The organism is Bacillus sp. XF8 (assembly GCF_017498755.1).
GTDB lineage: Bacteria > Bacillota > Bacilli > Bacillales > Bacillaceae_G > Bacillus_A > Bacillus_A bingmayongensis.
Window position 1 is genome coordinate 1 of sequence record NZ_JAGDQK010000013.1, and the last position, 20,057, is coordinate 20,057.

Below are 20,057 nucleotides of genomic sequence, written 5' to 3' on the forward strand. Positions count from 1 at the left end.
ATAAAGTTAGTTTGTCTAGCATCTAAAATAAAAATTGACGTTTCACGTTGTTTGTTTCGTTCAGTTTTCAAAGAACTTGTCCATCGCCGATTGGCGACTTCCTTATGTTAGCATCTTCGTTTTTCGATGTCAACTAAGTTTTTAATTTATTTTTTCGCTTTCTGCCGTTTCGCATCAGCGACGTTTATTAATATACCATCCTTATTTTTAAATCACAAGTGTTTTTTTAAAAAAATATAAAAAAGTTTATTACCTAATAATGCGAAACTTTAATCAGTGTGGGTCTCCATCCCCTACTGATTATTAGCCCTCACCAATCGGGCTTTTACAGACAGGTCATCTTCCACCTAACTTCTTTGATTCTGCTGAATTTCGAGGTGGAAGTGTTACTGTTCGAAAACAGCAGGATAAAAGTCTCATTTACTTCATATTTAATAGACCAACTTCCTCTAAACCATAATTACAAGATAACCTTCATACCATACTTCTCCTACTTAAGAATAAATTTAGAATTTTTTTACATTTAATTAATGAAAAATATCTAGATTTTGTTATATAGTAACGAAGTAGACCAAAATACAACTTAAACGGAGGAATTAATTTTATGGATAGGTTAACAAAATTTTCATTAAAAAACCGTGCCGCCATTATCATCATGGTTTTTCTCATTTCAGTACTCGGCGTTTATTCTGGATCCAAATTACCAATGGAGTTTCTACCGAGCGTCGATAACCCCGCGATAACTGTTACTACATTATCTCAAGGATTCGATGCTGAAACGATGACAAAAGAAGTAACCGAACCTCTTGAAAAACAATTTCGAAATTTGGAACACGTTGATACGATTACTTCTTCTACTCACGAAGGTTTATCGCGTATCGATATCGCATACACATCTAAAGCTAATATGAAAGATGCGGCACGCGAAGTCGAAAAAATCACTAACAACGTAAATTTCCCAAAAGAAATTACAAAACCCGTCGTCAGCCAACTTAATACCTCTATGATTCCACTTGCACAGATTACCATTCAAAAACAGAATGGTTTTACAAAAGCTGATGAAAAACAGATTGAAAAAGAAATCATCCCACAACTTGAAAATATCGATGGCGTTGCTAACGTCATGTATTTCGGCAAATCAACATCCGAGCTATCTATCATGCTAGATCCAGATCAAATGAAAAACAAAAATGTGACACCTCAGCAAGTATTAACTGCTTTACAAGGAAAAGAAACTTCCGCTCCAGCTGGACAGGTCACAGTAAATAACGAAGACCACACCCTTCGCATCATTGGAAATGTAAAAAATGTAGATGAAATAAAAAACATAGCGCTTGCACCTCAAGTAAAATTACAGGATATAGCTCAAGTAGAAGAAAAACAACATTATGACACCATTTCACATATAAATGGTGAAGAGGGAACTGGATTAATTATTATGAAAGAACCTAGCAAAAATGCAGTTGAAATCGGGAAAGAAATCGATAAAAAAATTAAAGATATAAGCAAAGAATATAAGGATACTTACACAATTAAGTTACTATCCTCTACTCACGAACAAGTCGAAAACGCTGTAATAAGTATGGGAAAAGAAGTAATTTTAGGGGCAATCGCTGCGACATTTATCATTTTAGTCTTTTTACGTAGCATTCGAACAACTCTTATTGCTGTTGTTAGCATTCCGTTATCAATTTTACTAACACTTTTTTTACTTGATCAATCTAATGTTACGTTAAACATTTTAACCCTTGGGGGATTAGCAGTTGCTGTTGGACGACTCGTTGACGATAGCATTGTTGTCATTGAAAATATTTTCCGGCGTTTACAAAAAGACCATTTTTCAAAAGACATCATTCTAGATGCCACAAAAGAGGTTGCCGTTGCTATTACCTCTTCGACATTAACAACAGTCGCCGTCTTTTTACCTATTGGTCTTGTATCAGGTTCAATTGGTAAACTTATGTTACCTATGGTATTAGCAGTTGTATACTCTATACTTTCTTCATTAGTTGTCGCACTAACAGTTGTTCCACTTATGGCGTTTTTATTACTCAAAAAAACACGGCAACGCAAACCACAATCTTCAAAAAGGTATACAGCTACTTTAAAATGGGCACTTTCGCATAAGTTTATTATTTTATTCTCTTCCTTCCTATTATTTGCTGGATCAATTGCGGCTTATATATTACTACCGAAGGCAAATATAAAATCAGAAGACGACACGATGCTTTCAATTAATATGACATTCCCAACAAATTACGATCTTGAGTCTAGAAAGCAAAAAGCCTTTGATTTCGAAAAAAAATTACTTTCTAACAGTGATGTAACTGACGTTATCTTACGAATGGGATCAAGCGCTGAAGATGCACAGTGGGGACAAACAACTAAAAATAACCTTGCATCTATATTTGTAGTCTTCAAAAAAGGATCTGATATTGATCGATATGTCGAAAAATTTAAAAAAGAGCATAAAGATTTCGGACCAGCTGAATTCGATTATATAAAAACAAGCTATTCTAATTTTGGTGGTGGAAACAACTTGCAATTTAACGTGACAGCAAACAATGAGACAAATTTAAAAAAAGCTGCTGATATCGTTGAAACAAAATTAAAAAGTATAGACAGTCTTTCTAAAGTAAAAACAAATATCGAAGAAACAAAAAAAGAATGGCAAATTCATATTGATCAAACGAAAGCAGAACAAGTTGGATTGACACCAGAAACAGCAGGACAACAAGTTTCATTCCTTATGAAGAAATCACCCGTTGGACAAATTACAATTAACGATGAAAAAACAACCATTATGCTAGAACATAAGAAAGAAAATATAAATAAGAAGGATGATCTCCTTAACACAAATATCCTATCACCTATAAATGGACCGATTCCTTTAAAAGATATTGCAACCATTTCAGAAAAACAATTACAAACAGAGATTTTCCATAAAGACGGGAAAGAAACCATTCAAATAACTGCCGAAGCAATAAATGAAGATTTAAGTAAAGTAAACACAGAAGTGAACACAGCTATCTCAAAATTAGACCTACCAAACGGAGCGAAAGTTAATATTGCTGGTGCAACTGAATCTATGCAAGAAGACTTTACAAATTTATTCAAAATCATGGGTATCGCAATCGGGATTGTTTATTTAATTATGGTCATTACTTTTGGGCAAGCACGCGCTCCATTTGCGATTTTATTCTCTTTACCACTAGCTGCCGTTGGCGGTATTTTAGGATTAATCATTTCAGGAACACCAGTCGATTTAAACGCACTCATCGGCGCATTGATGCTAATTGGTATTGTAGTTACAAATGCCATCGTACTAATAGAACGTGTTCAACAAAATAGAGAACATGGCATGACGACGCGGGAAGCTTTACTAGAAGCAGGTTCTACAAGGCTACGACCAATTATTATGACAGCTATTACAACAATAGTAGCGATGTTACCATTATTATTTAGTCAATCACAAGCAGGTAGTATGGTGTCTAAAAGTTTAGCCGTTGTCGTAATTGGTGGTTTAGCAGTTTCAACTGTACTCACACTAGTTGTCGTCCCTGTTATGTACGAATTGTTAGATAAATCCGGTAAAAAACGAAGCTCACGTAGAAAAGTGAACTCTTCTATAGATACACCAAAAGCTTAATAAGAAAAAACGTTATCTTCAGAACAGAAGATAACGTTTTTTTCTTTCTATTATTAATATATACTTATAACTTCATGATTACTCATTCATATAAGTCATCACTTTATTTATATAATCTTCTAACGGTTGTCCAGAATCTACAATAAGATATGTAAAATCAGATGGCCTTTTACTACCATCTAGCCACGCTTTAAATGTTTCTTCAGATTTCACTTTCTCGATTTGACTTCTCATTCGTTCTCATATCTTAAGCCTATTATTAATTTCTTTTATATTATCGAGATAGCATTCAACATATTTATATTTGACGCGATGTTTTCGAGACAATGCAGTTCCCTTTCCCACCATTTCTGTATAAAAACACGGGCTATCCAATATCACACTATGCCCTTGTGCTAAATAAAAATCTATTAAGGCCCATTCGATTTCATACGAAATTCCACCTGCGGCCGTTGTTTCAATCTGACGAGTTTCCAACGACTCTAGTAAGGCCGTTTGCACAATATCATGATCACTCACAATTGCACCTGTATTTTTCGCTATGCATCTAGAAAGAGTTGATTTTCCTGAACCCGGAAAACCTGACATTTGAAGAAAATACATGAGAAAGCACACCTTCCTTATATTTTCATTTTCTATCAAAACTCATACACATATTTACATATACATCATTTTACCATAGGAACAATCACTTTTAATCGAAGAACATTACTCCCCATATTCTCTCCTCCCCTACAAAACAGAACAAAACAAAAAAGCTCTCTGCCTATTTAAACAGAGAGCCCTTTATCAATATAGGGTACAAGCATTTAAGCTGCTTTTGCTTTTGTTGTTTTACGAGATTTTTTCGCTCCCGTAAAACGCTTATGAAGTACAGACGCAGTAAAACGAGCGATGATATTAAACAGTAATACCATAATAATTAATACTGCTGCTGATTTTGTTGCAATTAGCTTCGCATCAGGGATAATCCCTTCAGAGTTTAATTTCCAAATATGAACCGCTAATGTTTCAGCTGGTCGAAATGGATTCAACGGGTGTGCAGGACTTGAAAAATCGGCTGCAGAATTTAAAATCGGTGATGTTAATCCCGCTGTATAAATTAACGCTGCCGCTTCACCAAATATACGACCCGCCGCTAAAATAACTCCCGTAATAATTTGCGGCAATGATGTCGGGATAATAATTCGCACGATCGTTTGCCATTTTGTTGCACCAAGTCCAAGACTCGCTTCTTTTACATTAGATGGAACTTCTGTAATTGCACTTTCACACACACGTGTTAAACCTGGTAAATTCAAAATTGTTAATGCAAGTGCACCACCCATTACCGTATAACCCCAGCCTGTCATTGTAACAAATACTAACAAACCAAATAATCCAACAACGATAGAAGGCAATGATGCCATCGTTTCAATACATAAGCGAACAAAACCTAAAAAACGTCCTTGCTTTGCATATTCCGCAAGATAAATCCCTGCTCCTAATCCAAGTGGAATGGAAATGACTAAGGTAATAACAAGCATATAGAAAGAGTTGAATAATTGCGGACCAATTCCACCTCCAGCTCTTGTATTGCTTGGTTCTCCAAACAAGAAACTTGGATCCCAAAATCCCCATCCCTTTTGCAAAATTTCGTATACTAAGAAAACAAGTAAAGCTACTACAAACGCCGCAACTGCATATAAAATACCCGTCCAAATATTATTTACTTTTCTTGCATTCATCGTTATCGTTCACCTCTTTGGCCAATTGCTCGAATTACTAAAATAAATAGGAATGAAATAACAAGTAATATCATTGCCAATGTCCATAAAGCGTTATTCCAGGCAGTTCCATTTAACGTATTCGTCATATCCATTGTTAAAATACCTGTTAATGTCGCCGTTGGACTATATATTCCTTCAGGCAATTTAACAGTGTTTCCGATTACCATTTGAACCGCTAACGCTTCGCCAAAAGCACGAGCTAACCCTAGAACGATCCCTGTTAAAATACCTTTTTTTGCAGCCGGAACAATAACACGGCTAATCGCTTGCCATTTCGTCGAACCTAAACCATAAGAGGCTTCCAAGTAATCAAATGGAACTGAACGTATTGCATCAGAAGCAATACTAGCAATCGTAGGTAAAATCATAATACTTAATACAACAATACCAGCAATTAAACTAAAACCAACACCACCGAATGAATCACGTAAAAGCGGAACTAAAATGGTAACCCCTAATAAACCATATACTACCGAAGGAATTCCAACTAATAATTCCAAAACAGGCTTTAATACTTTATTCCCAAACTTTGGTGAAATTAAATTCATAAATATCGCAAGAGCAAGTGCGATTGGTGCACTAATAATAACTGCACCTAATGAAACAAGCGTTGAACCAACAATAAAGATAACAGCACCAAATGATCCCTGATCAGCATTCGGATTCCATTTTGTTGACGTCAATACCTCAGAAAATGAAATACCACTTTGCGTAAAGGATTGAATTCCTTTCCCGCAAATAAATGCAATAATTGCTAATGTAACAAGAACAATAAATATACCGCAAAACGTAACAAGCGTTCTTCCGATATATTCACTTTTTACGTAGTTAATTTGTTTTTTCCCCTTCATCACAGGACATAACCCCACTTCATAGATTGAAATGAACAAGACTGGCCTCGCAGCCAGCCCCGTTAAATGTTTTACTTATTCAGTTTAGACATTGGGATATAACCCATATCTTCAACTTGTTTTTCGAAGTCTTTACCTTTTACATAATCGATATAAGCTTTTGTAGCTTCTTTTGCTTCCCCTTTTGTTACCATGTACTCATAAGACCAGAATGGATACTTACCAGAGGAAATGTTTTCAACTTTCGGCTCTGTACCATCAATCTTTACAGTTTGCAATGCATCTTTTTTATCGCCCACCATATAAGACATTGCAAGATAACTAATAGAGCCAGGAGTAGAGTTAATAGCTTGTTCTACCGCACCGTTAGAATCTTGTGTTGTACCTGTTCCATCATTAATCTTCGCATCTTTCATAATTGTTTTTTCAAATGTAGCACGTGTACCAGAAGATGCCGGACGGTTTATTACGTTAATTTTCTCATCTTTACCGCCTAACTCTTTCCAGTTTGTAACTTTCCCGCTGAAAATATCTTGTACTTGTTTCACAGTTAAGTTGTCGACTTTCACATCTTTATTTACAACAAGTGCAAATGCAATACCCGCCACTTTGTTATCTACTAATTCTTTCGCTTTTTCTGGATCTTTTATTTTATCTGCAGCCGGAACATCAGAGTTACCGATTTGAACCGCACCGGAAGCTACTTGGTTAATCCCTGTTCCACTACCGCCACCTTGAACTTGAATAGAAACGTTTGGATTCTTTTCCATGAATTTTTTCCCTGCTTCTTCAGCAAGAGGTTGAAGAGCTGTAGAACCAGCTGCTGCAATTGTACCGGACATTTCTTGTTTTACATCGTTACTACCTTTAGCAGTTTCTTCACTACCTGTGCTTTCTGATTTTCCGCACCCAACTAAAGCACCAGCAACCACTAATGCCGCTAACGAAAATTTAATACCTTTTTTCATAACCATGTCTTGTACCCCCATTTGGATTATAGCTTTTTCACATTCATCTACTTCTTTCGAACACAAATTCATTGTATGACAATAATATTGTGTTAGTGTTAAGTAATTTTTAATTTTAAGTAAAGAGAGGTAACATACTGTAAAACCTATATATCTCACGTCTTTTTATTTAAAAAACCAAAAGAATCCACACAAAATAGCTCGTATTGTAAATTTACTTTTAATAATGTAAATTTAGCGTAAATAAAATCCTGTTTTTCACTACCGATATTAAAAATACATTTACAAATCCCTTCATTTTTTAAACTTTATAGATATTACTCCACATTTACCCCACATAATTTCAGTAATATTTTTCGATACAACAAAATAAATTGGAACAATTCTAAAAATAATTGAATATTTTTAAAGTACCAATTGACAACATCATTCAATGTAGTCTACTATATTAATAGCAAAAAGTTTCCCTCGGCAAACTTTTTAAACCGAAACTAAAAATATAGAGAAGAGGTAACTTTTATGGTATCGGCTAATATCAAACCCCTTTCAAATTTCCAAACAGGGCAGTTTGTACAAATCGAGAAGATAAAATTAGAAGGAACTATGAAACGTCGCTTATTAGATTTAGGCTTTATTCCCGGAGCTATTATTAAAGTATTGCAAAAAAGCCCGCTCGGAGATCCAATCGCTTATCAAGTGAGCAATACAACCATTGCACTGCGTAGTGAAGAAAGTTCCCTTATTTTCGGAAGATTAATAGGAGATGATTCAGAATGAAAAAACATCGCATTGCACTAGCAGGAAACCCCAATACTGGGAAAAGCACATTATTTAATACATTAACAGGATTAAAACAACATACTGGAAACTGGACTGGAAAAACAGTGTTAAAAGCAGAAGGTGAATATGAACATAACGGAAGTGTATATACCCTTATTGATTTACCAGGAACCTACTCCCTTTATTCAAATTCTACTGATGAAGAAGTAGCACGCGATTATATCATTTTTGAAAAACCTGACGTAACCGTCGTTGTTGTAGATGCAACTGCGATGGAAAGAAATTTAAACTTAGCACTGCAAGTTATGGAAATGACAAAAGACGTTGTAGTTTGCATTAACCTAATAGATGAGGCTGAAAAAAAAGGAATTGTCATCGATGAAAAAAAATTAGCAAAGTCACTTGGAGTGCCTGTAATTAAAATCTCTGCTCGAAACCGAGTTGGAATCGGCCATTTACTAAATGTAATTGCTAAAGTAGCAAATAAAAAATTAATTCCTACACCAGTTCAAATTACTTATAATGAACAAATTGAAAGTATGATTCAAGAATTAGAACCAGAAATCTATAAGGTATTTGGAGATACTTATCCCGCCCGCTGGGTAGCACTCCGTATATTAGATGGAGATAAAAATTTTCTAGCTGCACTCCAAAAACATCATAAGGAGCCGCTTGTAAGGGAGGTCGTCATAAATGGAATCTCACTCAGCCAGTAAAGCTCTTCCATTAGATTATATTGTTCAGCATGCACAAACACTTACAAAAGAGGATATACGAGATGATATTGTAGGTGATATTTATCGAACTTCCGCAAATATATGTAAGGAAGCTGTTCAATACACGAATACCGATAAGCTATACCGTTCAGAGAAGCTAGATAAAATTTTCACTTCTCCTATATTCGGATTTCCAATTATGCTCGGAATTTTATCTATTATTTTTTATCTTACAATTGCCGGAGCTAACGTGCCGTCTGATATGATTGCTGAATTTTTCGGGTGGGCAGAAGGTCATTTAACCGCTTGGTTTCAAGCAATGAACGCACCAACTTGGTTACACGGCATCTTAATTCTCGGCTTATTCCGTGGTACTGGAGCTGTAATTAGCGTTATGTTACCACCTATGGCTATTTTCTTCCCTATGTTTGCCCTATTAGAAAACTATGGATACTTACCGCGCGTTGCCTTTAACATGGATCGTTTATTCAAACGTTCTGGCGCTCACGGAAAACAATCATTAACAATGGCAATGGGGTTTGGGTGTAACGCTGCTGCTATTATGTCAACACGTATTATCGAATCACCACGCGAGCGTATGTTAGCGATTTTAACTAACAACTTCGTTCCATGTAATGGACGTTGGCCTACATTAATATTAATGGCATCATTATTTATGGCTGCTGGATATACCGGTAGTATGCAAACACTTGTTACAGCAGGTGTTGTAGTCGGAATGGTTATAATTGGGGTTATCGTAACATTAACCGTATCTTGGGTATTATCAAAAACCGCTTTAAAAGGTGTCCCAACTCACTATACGTTAGAATTACCACCATACCGTAAGCCAAAAATTTGGAACACTATTGTACGTTCCACACTTGATAAATCATTATATGTTTTAAAACGTGCGGTTATCGTAGCTGCACCTGCCGCTGTATTAACTTGGATATTAGCAAATATTTATGTTGGCGATACAAGCCTACTTATGTATTTTGTGAATTTCTTAGATCCATTTGCAAAATTACTCGGCCTAGATGGATTTATTCTAGCTGCATTCATCCTTGGTTTGCCAGCCAATGAAATTGTCATCCCAATTCTGTTAATGTCTTATTTATCAACGGGCGCTTTAACCGAACTAGATGATTTAAATCAAATTAAAAACTTGTTCTTAGAACATGGCTGGACTTGGTTAACTGCGTTAAACACAATGTTGTTCTCACTACTTCATTTCCCATGCGGAACAACACTAGTTAACATATATAAAGAAACAAAAAGTCCAAAATGGACATTTCTATCGTTTGCAATCCCTACCGTTATCGCCATTGTTGTTACATTCCTCACAACTCAATTGGTACATTGGTTAGGGCTTGTATAAAATGAAACTTCCAACAGTAGGGGATTTTCTTCATTCCCCACTGTTGGACAGCTTTCACCAATCAGGCTTTTACTGCCCTCAAATAGCGGGATGAATAAAAAGGAAACCCAATCTATGGGCTTCCTTTTTCATCTTCATTTGGATTTTCCCACGGTTGTGCACCATATTTTTTAATTTTTTTATTCAAAAAATAAACAGCGTATGGGATAATCCCCATCAAAATCGTATTTATAATCGTCAACATAGAAGGCATTTTCATATTATTACTATCGCTCCTATTTACATTTAAAGACACGGAAAATATCAATAGAAGATTCTCAATTCCACATTACTGGCCACCTTTTGGCACCAAAGAACCTGAATGTTCTACCACTGGATGAACCCGAACAACAATGTCACTCTGAGCAAAATAGTTTTTTCCCCTATCCCAATTTTTCTCTATCTTCTTCCACTCTTTATAATTATGCCGCTTATAATAATCTCCTAACTCAAGAACATCTGTTTTAAAATCTTTTTGCATTTTTTTTATCGTCCTCATCGCTATACTTTCCATCTCTTTAGAAATGTATGTCTTCATTTGCTTTTCACTCCATGCCTTTCCATCCCCGCCTAAATAAACCTCTGCTAGTACACCTTCAGGATAAATATCAACTGTAAACTTCGGATGACGTGGTTCTGCGAAAGAAGCATGTATTTTTCGTCTTATTTTGTGAATTTCATAGGTGAACGTTTTTTTCTCTTTGCGAATGGTCACAAAACCACTCGCTTTCTTTCCAATTATATAATTTAACCCTTGCGTATCTTTTCCGGTTAAAAGGCCGATCAATTTATTATCCTTCCCTTTAAACACAGCAGCCCCTTCCATTTTTACACCTTGTTTCGTTAATTGTAAAATTGGAAGTACAAAACTTCTTTTAGCAGTTATCGTTTCTTGTACATCACCAATACGAACTGCTTCTAACATAAATGCATTAGCGTCTGCATGATCTGCCAATAAATCAATATATTTTGCTGGAAAATTTTCCGGTTTAGAACTTTGTTGCAAAACCTTCTCTGCGCGTCCCTTAGAAACAAAAATCCGAATATTCCTCCTCATTTCATGATCACGAAAAAAGACATCTAACGTTTGTTCTAAAAGGTTTTGTTGCTTTAATAAATCTTTTGAAAAAACAATAACTTGAATATGTGGGAAAAACAAAGAACGGCTAATTTTTTTGGATATCTCTCGAATTTGTGCAAAAACACTATCAGCAGTTGCATTAATATTGATATAATTATCCCCACCTCCACCTCCACTTTTTCCTCCCTGTTGCGCTAACGCACTTGGCAATACGAGTTGATATGTCCCTTTCATACGAGTTGGTCTCTTTGATTCACTTTCCGTTTCTTCTTTCGCAACATCAAAAGCTACGCCAACAACAAAGCCTCTCTCTTCAATTTCTTTTCGTTCTGAGCAACCACTAATCCATAAAAACAAAACAATAAAACAAATACACTTATGAAGACGATTCACTCTTCTTGCCTCCTTTGAGCTTATAAATAATGAAGACAAGTACAGGGACAAAGATAATGCATGCCATATTAACCCAAGCTAAGTAGACACCATACTCCGTTAACTTCGTAACATCTTCAGGAAGCATATTAAATAGATAAATAATCGGTGCACTTACAAAAATAAATGTTTTCTTTTTAATAGAAGGAAACATCGAGCAAAAAGCCATTACTGCAACGTCATAATACATAGCAGTCGTATTAAAAATTGTAAGAATCCAAGTCGTAAAAAAAATGGCATCAAAACGTTCTAAAAACCCTCCACCAATTTCAATCTCCTTTCCTAACTCAATAACAGGATACGTTAAACTTCTCGTCGTAGAATAAGAAAAGACAATAATACAAGTGAGATAGATGAGGACATATAGTAAATTAGTAATCATTACTCCCTTGGCAGCAGCTAAAGGCGCTTTGTCTTTTTGCTTCACAATTGTAGAATAAAATAAAACGATCTCAAATCCAATGAATGTAAATATCGATTCCTTCATCCCAAGAGCATATTGGCTCCATTTTGTTTGGAAAAGCGGAAGCAAATTATGAGTATCCATTAAATTTATATTTAATAGAGATAAAGCCACAATGGCGCTCGCTACAATTGGCAAAAATAACAAATTAAGGCGGAGCAATGCCGCTCTAGAACCACTTACTCCATAGATAACAACAAGTAAGTAAAAAAATGATAAAAGTTCAATAGGCGTTTTACCAAATAAGTATGTTTGTGAAATAATTGAAATTGCTCGCGCTTGATACGCAGTAACGCCAACGAACGTTAACACCATAATACTTGTAACAATGAAGGCTACGGGTTTTGATAAGTATGTACTTGTATATTGAAAAAACGTTTGTTTTGGAAATAAATTCGCTATTTTTGTAATAACCCAAGCAAGGAACGCACAAATCGTTCCACCAAGAAGTAGTATGATCCAGCCGTCTAAAAAAAGCGTCTTTTCTGCAATTACACGAGGCATCGAAAGCGCTCCTGTACCAATAATGACTGAAGACACTGCAAACATTAGCTCTCGAGATCCAATTTCTTCATCTCCGTATTCAAACGGTTTCAATTCACTTTCGCTCCTTTGAACGTAATGTTTCATCTTTGGTCTGTAAATATTCAGGTCTTGTCTTTAACGTTGCCTCTGGTAACAATGCCACTTCTTCTTTCCAATCTTTATAAAAAGCAGGAGCTAGTGGCGTAAAATACGGAATTCCAACACTTTTTAGATTCATCATATGTATTGCTAGTGCAATTAGCGCTAAAATAATCCCATATAGTCCAAACATAGTAGCTGCTAAAATAAACGCAAATAACAAAAAACGGAATGTAATCGTTATACTATACACAGGCAAAGAAAAGGTAGCAATAGCCGTAACGGCGATTACAATAACCATAAAAGGATTGACAATCCCAGCGCTTACCGCAGCTTCTCCAATAACAAGTCCTCCTACAATCCCAACGGTTTGTCCGATTTGCTTCGGTAAACGAAGCCCCGCCTCTCGAATTAATTCCATTGTTAATGTCATAATGATGGTTTCAATATAGGCAGGAAATGGCACCCCTTCTCTTGCTCCAGCAATCGAATACGCAAGATTAGATGGAATGAGACCTTGATGATAGGAAACAAGAGCAACATATACTGCGGGAAGTAAGATTGCCATAAGTCCAGCTATCATACGAAGCCCCCTTAGTAATGTACCAATAATCCATCTTTCAAAATGATCTTCTGGCGATTGAAAGATATCAACAATAACCATAGGTGCAATAACCGCAAACGGTGATCCATCTACTAAAATGACCGCTTTTCCTTTCGCTAAAGCAGCTACCGCCCTATCTGGTCTTTCTGTATTTAAAAATTGCGGAAAGGGAGACAAGTTATTATCCTCAAGCAGGTGCTCAATCTTTCCAGAATCTAATATCATATCTGTTTCGATTGACTGCAATCGTCGATTTAATTCGGCTACAATATATGGATTAATGATGTCTTCAATATAAATTAATGTAACTTCCTTTTGAGAACGCTTCCCCATAATATAAGATTGAAATCGAAGTTTCGGATCACGTAAATCACGTCTGATTAACATTTTATTCGTTGCAATATCCTCGGTGAGCCCTACCTTAGGACCTCGAATGATATTTTCTGTAATCGGTGGTTCTAAACTTCGTCTTTCCCACGCTCTACTATTAATCACTAATGCATTAGGTATTCCATCAATTAAAACAATGGTATCTCCTACTAGAACAGAATTAATAACATCTGACAACGTCTTTACTGTATTTACTTCGCCTATAGAAATAAATCTATCTAATAAGGTTTGCATGATTGGGGCTTTACTTGGAATCTCTTCATGCTGTAATGGCCAGATGACAAACCGATAAATTAAGTCTTTATCTGTAAGCCCACATAGAAAAACAACCGCACACCGAGTAGATGAACAAGAAAGTGAAAACTCTCGCACAGTTAAATCATTAGGAGACTGTAGTGTTTCTCGAATAGATTTTGTAATTGCAGATAAGTTTGCCTCTAAATTCGTCATATTCCTCACCCAGCTTTCCTCTCAAGACGTTACCGTTATATTTCTCCATCCCGGGAAAATATATACAATGAAAAAAGCTATCTCACTAAAGTGAGATAGCTTTTTTCATTACATGCCGTTCCTATTTCTCTAACACGGTGGAATTGTGCTTCACTTCAATATTTCTAGTCGCCATACTCACTACTAACATAACAGTAACATTTACCAATAACGCAACAATACCTACATTTAAATCCTTAATATATTGCGGAAAGGATGGAAACATACTAGATATAGTCGAACCAGACAATGTAATATAAGCAACTACTAATAATCCAACTCCCATTCCAGCAATTGCTCCTTGTTTTGTTACAAATTGCCGATGAAACAAACTACAAACCATTGCAGGAAAAAGCTGTGTAACAATACTATATCCCATAAGAAGAAGTGCACCGATTGTTTCCCCGCCTTTAAATGTAAAGAATACAGCAACAAGTGTCACGACAGGAACAAATAATTTTGCCGCTCTCGTCACCTGCTGATTTGAAACAGATGGAGCAAATACCTGATAAATATTTTTTGCAAGTAACGTGGAAGCTGCCATAACAAGCATAGAACCTGGTACTAAGGCTGTTAATAATCCAGCACTACCAATAATACCAATAAACCACGGATCAAAGGTTTGAATAGCAAGGCGAAATAACGATAGATCTGCATCCGCTCCTTGTAATCCTGGCACTTGCAAAATAGCAGCAAAGCCAGCAAAAAATACAAAAAGTAACACTAAAGAATATAACGGCATAATTGCCGCATTTTTTCGAAAGACTTTTTCACTTTTTGCCGAAAAAGCTGAAGCGAATGTATGTGGCCACATATAAAAACCTAATGCTGTTAATATAATAGTAGAAACAAACCAAGAAATACTCATCCCTTCCTCAGGTAAAGCTAAAAATCCTGGCTTTGCTGCTTCTACCGCTTCAAACATCGGCTGAAATCCTCCGTAATAATGATACGGTAAATATATTCCTAAAAACATAACGATAAATAAAATCATAATGTCCTTTAATGCAGCTGTCCAAGCAGAGCCGTGTATACCAGAAATCATGACATATATCGTAATTGTGATCGCACCAATCCACACTGCAAAAACTGGTGATACTTTTCCATACGAAGCTTCAGAAACAATAATCCCTAATCCTTTTAGCTGTAACACAAGATACGGAATAATAGAAACAACACCGATAATCGATACGATAATTCCAAGTACCTTACTATTATATTTTTTTGTAAAGAAATCCGGTTGTGAAATAAGCCCATGTTGCTTTGCATATTTCCAAACCGGTGGCAATAAAAAGTAAGATAAGATATATGCTAATGCTCCATATCCTAAAATATAAAATGTAGGAGCACCTTTACTATATGCCCAGCCGCTCCCTCCTAAAAATGTAAAAGTCGTGTAAATCTCTCCAGCCATAAGAAGAAAGACGAAAATCGTTCCAAATCCTCTTCCTCCAACAGACCATTGTTCTAAGTTCATATCTTTTCCGCGCTGTGCCCGAATTCCTAAAAATAAAGAAAAGCACAAAAACAAAGTAATAATAATAAGTGCTATCATTCCGTTCCCTCCTTATTAGCAGGGTCTAACCAATACAGAAATCCCATACAAAAAGATGTAATAAATACAGAAAGTAAAATCCAAAATAATAAAAATGGCATCCCGAATACATAAGGAGTAACTGAATTTGTAAACACTGGTCCAACAACTAAACAAAGAACTGGAATAAGTGCTAGTACATGTATTTTTTTCATCTCATTCTCCTTTTCTCATAAAATTCAAAACAGATGAAACAAAAACTTCTACCCCAATTGGCAACGCATCTTCGTCAATTGTAAAACGAGGATGATGATGCGGATATACAATCCCCTTTTCTTTATTCCCAGCACCAATAAAGAAAAATGTACCTGGTGCTTCTTGTAAAAAGGCCGAAAAATCTTCTCCTGCCATCGTCGGCTGTAGCCGTACTACTCGTTCCCTTCCGTAGAGCTCTAGTGCCGTACGTTCGACAAGTTGTGTAACTTGTTCATCATTTACAACTGGACGATAGCCGTACTCATATGAAAATGTATAATTTGCGCCATAAGATTCCGTAATATGTTTAACAAACTTTTCAATTTGCTTGGCTGTTTGTTCTCGTAATTCATGTTTTAAACTTCTGACAGTTCCTTCAATCTTTGCTTGTTCTGGAATTACATTATGCGTTGTGCCAGCATGAAATTGCGTGACCGATAAAACGAGGGGATCTAACGGATTTGTAAGGCGTGATACGACTTGCTGTAGTTGCGAAACTACTTGTGTACCGATCGCAATGCTATCAACTGTTTCATGAGGAATACCTGCATGCCCTCCTTTTCCTTCTACTGTAATTTTAAAGACATCGGGTGCTGCCATCGCTGGACCATAAATTACACCAACTTTGCCAACTTCTAAAGAAGCCCAAAGATGCGCTCCGATAATATAGTCCACATTTTCCATCGCCCCTGCTGCAACCATTTCCCCAGCACCACCTGGAAAATTTTCTTCAGCATGTTGAAATAGAAAACGAATTTCACCTTTAATTTTTTCTCTTTGCCCTACTAGCGCATTTACAGTGCCAAGGAGCATGGCAATGTGACCATCATGTCCACATGCATGCATCACTCCTGGATATGTAGAAACAAATTCAAACTGATTTTCTTCTTGAATGGGAAGTGCGTCCATATCTGCTCGAATCGCAATTGTTTTACCGGGTTTTTTGCCAATTAACTTTGCCATGATGCTATACTTTGTCGGTCTTGAGATTTCTAGATGAGGGATTGTTTGAAGTATGTCATATACGAACTGAGATGTTTTTTCTTCTTGAAAAGACAATTCTGGATACCGATGAAAATGTCTTCTCCATTCTATTAATTGATTTTTTGAAAGAACAAATTCTTTTGCTACATCCATCTATCCTCTTCCTTTCTTCACCAAGTTAAATGTTATTATAGCTTGAATCCTCAATAAAATAAATAATATTCTGAATTTTTACGTTTTTACAATTGTACTTCATTCACACAAAAATAAAAAAGCTATCTAAATTAGATAGCTTTTTTATTTTTATAGAATAGTAATCGCTTGTTTCCCCATTTGTTCCCATGCTTTTTCAAATTGCGTACGTAAAACTTTTTTATTTGGATTACTAGCAAGCGGATCATTAATATATACAAAGTTTTGATCATATCCAACAACAACTGCACTATGCTCATAATATGTAATTTTTATATCTCCGGTATTGGTATTCCACGTTTCAAAACTACCCTCAGCTAACGGTTGAAACGTTGTATTCGCAATTACCCATACTGGTGAGCCTGAGCTAATGACTTTATATATATCGTCAATCTCTCTTCCTGTTAAATCAATCGTTTTGCCAGGTACATATTTTTCTGCAAGTTTAAAAATCGGCCCATGATAAACACCGTAACCCGGTTCAGATTTTGTGTAAATATTTCCAACAAATCCTTCATAAGGGTTTCCGCGAAGATTATTTTCTTTAAATGGAACTTGATTGATTTCGCTTGCAAGTTGCATCTTATCCACTTGCACACCTTTATACTGCAATAACATCGCTAAACTTGTAACCTCACAACCTCGCTGCAGTTCCGGAAGTTGTTTTATGAATGAAACATTTTCAATCATAGCTGTTTCTTTCATATCAAACAAAAAATCCACTCGTAACTCTTGTACTTTTTGAAGAATTTTATTTTTCCCTACAAAAATAGCAACAACAAGTATAATCCCTACAAGACATATATATTTGAATTTCTTTAACATATTCAAAACTCCATTACATCATTATTTTTACCAAACACTACTCTTGTTATTGTACCTTTCTTCTACCTAGTTTGCTAGAAAGATTATTTGAATTATTATTCGGTTTAAATGTTTTAAAATTCTTATTTTTTGTAATAAAAAGAAAAATAAATATACATTTTCAGAATATTTTGCTAGAATTAAAAATGTTTACATGGTTAAGGAAAAATGTATTTCTTTCAATCACAAAACAAAAGCTCAAGGAACACTAATCATTTCGCTGTTGTTTTTTTATTACTAATCACGCACCCAGAAAATATACGTAATCCATTCGTATAGGAACATAAAGAAAAACTACAATCAGTATGTTTTTTATCCCCCACTGATGATTAGTGAAACGAAGCAAGCTCAATAGTTATTGAGCAAAACAAACAAGGGAAAAGTACGGGGTGAAGGGAATATGAATCAAACAACTACAGAGCAAACTAGTTTAAAACGTACAATGAAGAGCAGACACCTTTTTATGATTGCACTCGGAGGTGTCATTGGCACAGGACTATTTATGGGATCAGGACAAATTGTCCATAACGCTGGACCTGGCGGAGCTATTCTTGCATTTTTAGTTGGTGGTTTTGTTATGTATTTAACAATGCTCTGCCTTGGAGAATTATCCGTTGCTATGCCAGAAGCAGGCTCATTTCAAAGTTATGCAAGCCGATTTATTTCACCTGGTTTTGGATTTGTCGTTGGTTGGATGTATTGGCTAAACTGGGCCGTTACAGTTGGAGTTGAACTAACAACTGTCAGTATTTTAATGAAGCGCTGGTTTCCAGATGTTTCTTCATGGATTTGGTGTGTTACATTTGCAGCAGTACTGTTCATCGTAAACGCTTTATCAGCAAAAGCATACGCAGAAGCGGAGTTTTGGTTTGCAAGTGTAAAAGTCTCAACAATTGTTGTCTTCATCATACTTGGAGGCGCTGTTATGTTTGGATTCTTGGATTTCAACGGAAAGCCAGCACCTATGCTACATAACTTCACGGAAAATGGTGGACTATTTCCAAATGGTGTCCTAGCTGTTCTTTTTACAATGATTACGGTGAATTTTTCATTCCAAGGAACAGAATTAATTGGGATTGCTTCAGGTGAAAGCGAAAATCCTGAAAAAACCATTCCGAAGGCAATAAAAAATACAATTTGGCGTACTCTATTCTTTTTCGTATTAGCAATTGCAGTTGTCGTGGGCTTACTCCCGTGGCAGGAAGCTAATCTTGTTGAGAGTCCATTCGTACTTGTCTTTGATACAGTTGGCATTCCATATGCAGCAGACATTATGAACTTTGTTATTATTACCGCTGTGTTATCTGTAGCGAATTCTGGACTATACGCAAATTCCCGTATGCTTTGGGCCATGTCAAAACAAGGAATGGCTAGCCCTCTCTTTACAAAACTAACAAAAAAGGGTGTACCATTAAACGCTTTAATTTTCAGCCTTCTCTTTGCAAGTCTTTCTCTTTTAACAAGTGTATTTGCAGCAGATACAGTCTTTTTAGTACTAACATCTATTGCAGCTATGGCAGCAGTCGTTGTTTGGATGTCAATTGCAGCTTCACAATTTTTCTTTCGAAGAGAATTTATAAAGAACGGCGGCAATGTAAACGATTTAAAATATCGTACACCACTTTATCCAATTGTCCCAATTGTAGCTTTCTCTTTAAATTTTATCACATTCGTTAGTTTAGCTTTCATTCCAGATCAGCGTATTGCTCTTTATTGTGGGATTCCATTTATGATTATTTGTTACATTTTGTATCAAATTAAATATAAAAAAGTTGTCACATTTGAAAAGCAACAAAATATTGCGCAAGAAATAAACTAAATATATAAAATATTCAACTATCTTATCTTATGATAAGATAGTTTTTTTCTATTTCTTGGATATCTTGGTATAACTTTAATTATCTTAAAATTTTTACAATCATGTTTTCACCTGAAAAATAGTTTACAATGTTATCAAGTTACAAATGATATTCACCGTAAAAAGTGTGCATTTGT

At 35.7% G+C, this 20,057-nt stretch carries 16 protein-coding genes and 1 pseudogene; 5 read left to right on the forward strand and 12 right to left on the reverse strand.

The features are described 5' to 3' along the window. Positions 1-604 precede the first annotated feature (604 nt). Entirely contained in the window at positions 605-3,649 is a 3,045-nt protein-coding gene (locus J4P91_RS09070) for an efflux RND transporter permease subunit (protein WP_207993755.1), read from the forward strand. A 78-nt stretch (positions 3,650-3,727) separates the two neighbouring features. On the opposite strand, the pseudogene J4P91_RS09075 reads toward J4P91_RS09070, so the two are convergent. From J4P91_RS09075 to J4P91_RS09090, 4 genes and pseudogenes are all read right to left on the reverse strand, one after another. Further along, a pseudogene (locus tag J4P91_RS09075) lies at positions 3,728-4,252 on the reverse strand (P-loop nucleotide/nucleoside kinase family protein). A 206-nt stretch (positions 4,253-4,458) separates the two neighbouring features. Next, entirely contained in the window at positions 4,459-5,376 is a 918-nt protein-coding gene (pstA, locus tag J4P91_RS09080) for a phosphate ABC transporter permease PstA (protein WP_017150026.1), read from the reverse strand. Between the two features lie 2 nt (positions 5,377-5,378). Then, entirely contained in the window at positions 5,379-6,269 is an 891-nt protein-coding gene (pstC, locus tag J4P91_RS09085) for a phosphate ABC transporter permease subunit PstC (RefSeq protein ID WP_026049081.1), read from the reverse strand. Between the two features lie 71 nt (positions 6,270-6,340). Further along, positions 6,341-7,243, reverse strand: a complete 903-nt coding sequence (locus tag J4P91_RS09090) for a phosphate ABC transporter substrate-binding protein PstS family protein (RefSeq protein ID WP_207993756.1) — start codon at positions 7,241-7,243, stop codon at positions 6,341-6,343. 513 nt (positions 7,244-7,756) lie between these two features. Here J4P91_RS09090 and J4P91_RS09095 point away from each other — a divergent pair. The 3 genes from J4P91_RS09095 to J4P91_RS09105 are packed head-to-tail and all read left to right on the forward strand — an operon-like array spanning position 7,757 to position 10,111. After that, positions 7,757-8,014: a FeoA family protein gene (locus tag J4P91_RS09095; RefSeq protein ID WP_207993757.1), complete on the forward strand. Its 258-nt coding sequence runs from the start codon at positions 7,757-7,759 to the stop codon at positions 8,012-8,014. Next, a complete protein-coding gene (locus J4P91_RS09100; protein ID WP_017150022.1) occupies positions 8,011-8,733 on the forward strand; it encodes a FeoB small GTPase domain-containing protein in 723 nt (240 codons plus the stop codon). Before J4P91_RS09095 ends, J4P91_RS09100 begins: the two co-directional genes overlap by 4 nt. Next, positions 8,711-10,111 carry a nucleoside recognition domain-containing protein gene (locus tag J4P91_RS09105; protein ID WP_207993758.1) on the forward strand — a complete coding sequence of 467 codons (1,401 nt, stop codon included), beginning with the start codon at positions 8,711-8,713 and terminating at the stop codon, positions 10,109-10,111. The genes J4P91_RS09100 and J4P91_RS09105 overlap by 23 nt, the downstream gene beginning before the upstream one ends. Positions 10,112-10,223: 112 nt before the next feature. Here the strand turns inward: J4P91_RS09105 and J4P91_RS09110 are convergent, their stop codons facing one another. From J4P91_RS09110 to J4P91_RS09145, 8 genes are all read right to left on the reverse strand, one after another. Continuing rightward, a complete protein-coding gene (locus J4P91_RS09110) occupies positions 10,224-10,370 on the reverse strand; it encodes a hypothetical protein (RefSeq protein WP_207993812.1) in 147 nt (48 codons plus the stop codon). A 69-nt stretch (positions 10,371-10,439) separates the two neighbouring features. Continuing rightward, positions 10,440-11,624, reverse strand: a complete 1,185-nt coding sequence (locus J4P91_RS09115; protein WP_207993760.1) for a Ger(x)C family spore germination protein — start codon at positions 11,622-11,624, stop codon at positions 10,440-10,442. Then, positions 11,608-12,723, reverse strand: a complete 1,116-nt coding sequence (locus J4P91_RS09120; protein ID WP_207993761.1) for a GerAB/ArcD/ProY family transporter — start codon at positions 12,721-12,723, stop codon at positions 11,608-11,610. The genes J4P91_RS09115 and J4P91_RS09120 overlap by 17 nt, the downstream gene beginning before the upstream one ends. A gap of 1 nt (position 12,724) precedes the next feature. Next, entirely contained in the window at positions 12,725-14,194 is a 1,470-nt protein-coding gene (locus J4P91_RS09125; RefSeq protein WP_026049079.1) for a spore germination protein, read from the reverse strand. Positions 14,195-14,315: 121 nt separating this feature from the next. Continuing rightward, positions 14,316-15,788 (reverse strand): sodium:solute symporter family protein, encoded by a 1,473-nt coding sequence (locus J4P91_RS09130; protein WP_207993762.1) that lies wholly within the window; start codon positions 15,786-15,788, stop codon positions 14,316-14,318. Next, positions 15,785-15,982, reverse strand: coding sequence for a DUF3311 domain-containing protein (locus tag J4P91_RS09135; protein WP_017150015.1), 198 nt, complete (start codon positions 15,980-15,982; stop codon positions 15,785-15,787). The genes J4P91_RS09130 and J4P91_RS09135 overlap by 4 nt, the downstream gene beginning before the upstream one ends. Before the next feature lies 1 nt (position 15,983). Next, positions 15,984-17,159, reverse strand: coding sequence for an amidohydrolase (locus tag J4P91_RS09140; protein ID WP_207993763.1), 1,176 nt, complete (start codon positions 17,157-17,159; stop codon positions 15,984-15,986). 150 nt (positions 17,160-17,309) lie between these two features. Next, the gene (locus J4P91_RS09145) at positions 17,310-18,023 is read right to left on the reverse strand and encodes a C39 family peptidase (protein WP_207993764.1); all 714 of its coding nucleotides are present in this window, start codon (positions 18,021-18,023) and stop codon (positions 17,310-17,312) included. Positions 18,024-18,462: 439 nt separating this feature from the next. On the opposite strand from J4P91_RS09145, the gene J4P91_RS09150 reads away from it, so the two are divergent. Further along, positions 18,463-19,881, forward strand: a complete 1,419-nt coding sequence (locus J4P91_RS09150; protein WP_207993765.1) for an amino acid permease — start codon at positions 18,463-18,465, stop codon at positions 19,879-19,881. The last annotated feature ends 176 nt before the right edge of the window (positions 19,882-20,057 follow it).